The following is a 1,048-nucleotide window of genomic DNA, read 5'->3' on the forward strand; positions in this document are numbered from 1 at the left end:
GGTCCGGAAAGTTGTATAAGATATAGGTCCAGGCATTCGGTTCCGTCATCTCTTGACTCCCCTTTTCCTCAAGGTCGGGCCACAAGGGCTAGGGTCCGCCCCGCCCCGCCCCGGCAGGCGGTGCGGGGCGGAGTGACGCCGGGCCCTTGGCGGCAGGCCCTGAGGACAGAGGGGTTACGAGGCAGGCGGCCTCGAAGCCCTCGTATGTCTGGCCGGCGGGGGCGGCCAGGTGGTCGGCGCTACTTGTCGGAGGTCTTCGCGGCTTTGGCCGCTGCCTTCATTTCCTGCTTGTGGGCGCGGACCTTGGCCAGGGAGTCGGGGCCTTTGATGTCGGCCACGGAGCGGAAGGAGTCGGGATCGCCGTAGGAGCCGGCGGCCTCGCGCCAGCCGGCCGGGTGGACGCCGAGTTGTTTCCCGAGGAGGGCCAGGAAGATCTGGGCCTTCTGGCGGCCGAAGCCGGGGAGGGATTCGAGGCGGGCGAGGAGTTCCTTGCCGGTCGTCACGTCCCGCCAGACCGCGCTCGCGTCACCGTCGTAGTGCTCGACCAGGTACTGGCAGAGCTGCTGGATCCGCTTCGCCATGGAGCCCGGGTAGCGGTGGACCGCCGGTTTGGTGGAGAGCAGCGCGGCGAAGGACTCCGGGTCGGTCGCCGCGATCTCGTGGGCGTCCAGGTCGTTCGCGCCGAGGCGTTGGGCGATGGTCCAGGGGCCCTTGAACGCCCACTCCATCGGTACTTGCTGGTCCAGCAGCATGCCGACCAGGGCGGCGAGGGGACTGCGGCCGAGGAGGTCGTCCGCCTCTGGGTCCTGGGCGAGGTGAAGGGTGACGTTCATGCCCCGATGATCGCCCGTCGGCCGGCGAGCCGCAGCCTGGCCCCGGTGCCGACTTCAGCGGGTGGGGTCCGCGTTGTCACGGGCGCCAGTAGCCCAGGGCGTGCATGCGGTGCTTCGGCAGGCCCAGTTCCTTGCGGAAGTACGCCGTCAGGGATCGGGTCGTCGCCGTGTCGCAGGCGATCCAGACGTAGGGGGCGGGGGTACTGGCGAGGAGC

At 69.7% G+C, this 1,048-nt stretch carries 2 protein-coding genes; both read right to left on the reverse strand.

Annotated features, from left to right (window positions below; all coding sequences use genetic code 11):
• Positions 1–239: 239 nt before the first annotated feature.
• A complete protein-coding gene (locus tag P1P70_RS45025) occupies positions 240–833 on the reverse strand; it encodes an HhH-GPD-type base excision DNA repair protein (protein ID WP_319248330.1) in 594 nt (197 codons plus the stop codon).
• A gap of 76 nt (positions 834–909) precedes the next feature.
• On the reverse strand, positions 910–1,048 hold a 139-nt coding region (locus P1P70_RS45030; protein WP_319248332.1), incomplete at its 5' end, for an SIP domain-containing protein.

It is taken from the genome of Streptomyces sp. MB09-02B (assembly GCF_033794485.1).
In the GTDB taxonomy this organism is placed as follows: Bacteria; Actinomycetota; Actinomycetes; order Streptomycetales; family Streptomycetaceae; genus Streptomyces.

Bases quoted from the DNA above. Each gene is read 5' to 3' on its own strand.
- P1P70_RS45025 (WP_319248330.1), bottom strand. From the start codon at position 833: ATGAACGTCACCCTTCACCTCGCCCAGGACCCAGAGGCGGACGACCTC.